Origin of the sequence: Acinetobacter entericus, from assembly GCF_026168575.1 — a bacterium.
GTDB classification, from domain to species: domain Bacteria; phylum Pseudomonadota; class Gammaproteobacteria; order Pseudomonadales; family Moraxellaceae; genus Acinetobacter; species Acinetobacter bouvetii.
Map to the genome: position 1 here is coordinate 1 of NZ_JAPEQW010000122.1, position 691 is coordinate 691.

The following is a 691-nucleotide window of genomic DNA, read 5'->3' on the forward strand; positions in this document are numbered from 1 at the left end:
GATACCTCGCGGCTTATGAATTCCATTACCCATAACGTTCTGCAGAATGGAGTAGAAATCGGGACTGATGTTGAATATGGCGCTATTCACCATTTTGGCGGTGAAATTCATTATGAAGCACGTATGCGCCGGACGTATTTTCGGCAGAACCAGCGCACCGGTTTGGTTGGCAATACTTTCGTACGTAAGGCGCGTTCCAATTTTATGCAGGAAAGTATGGGCAAGGCTTACAAAGTAAATATGCCGCGCCGGCCATTCCTTGGATTGACTGAAGCTGATGAGAAAGAAGTGATGGATTTAATTNTTTCGTACGTAAGGCGCGTTCCAATTTTATGCAGGAAAGTATGGGCAAGGCTTACAAAGTAAATATGCCGCGCCGGCCATTCCTTGGATTGACTGAAGCTGATGAGAAAGAAGTGATGGATTTAATTGTGGAGCATTTAACAAATGACGGATGAAGAGAACTTCTTTGCTGTTCGTAATGAAATTTATGAAAAGCTGAAAGAAATTGCAGACTTCAAAAAGATCTATACGCCAGCCAATTCAGCCAAAGTTACTGAGCTTTCACAGGTTACTCCAAATGCTCAGATTTATTATCGCCGTGTCCGAAAATCTGATGATGCTGGCCGTTCATCAACAATGAGCTTGGCGCAGCAATGGGAAGTCACGATTTGTGAGCGTCACGCTGCAT

At 43.9% G+C, this 691-nt stretch carries 3 protein-coding genes; all 3 read left to right on the forward strand.

The window, feature by feature from the left end:
• Window positions 1-366, forward strand: a 366-nt coding sequence (locus OKC24_RS19845) for a phage virion morphogenesis family protein (RefSeq protein ID WP_265466309.1), incomplete at its 5' end; no start/stop codon positions are given.
• A gap of 2 nt (window positions 367-368) precedes the next feature.
• A complete protein-coding gene (locus OKC24_RS20090; protein ID WP_368859743.1) occupies window positions 369-458 on the forward strand; it encodes a hypothetical protein in 90 nt (29 codons plus the stop codon).
• Window positions 448-691, forward strand: a 244-nt coding sequence (locus tag OKC24_RS19850; protein WP_438800956.1) for a phage tail terminator protein, incomplete at its 3' end; no start/stop codon positions are given. The genes OKC24_RS20090 and OKC24_RS19850, both read left to right, overlap by 11 nt.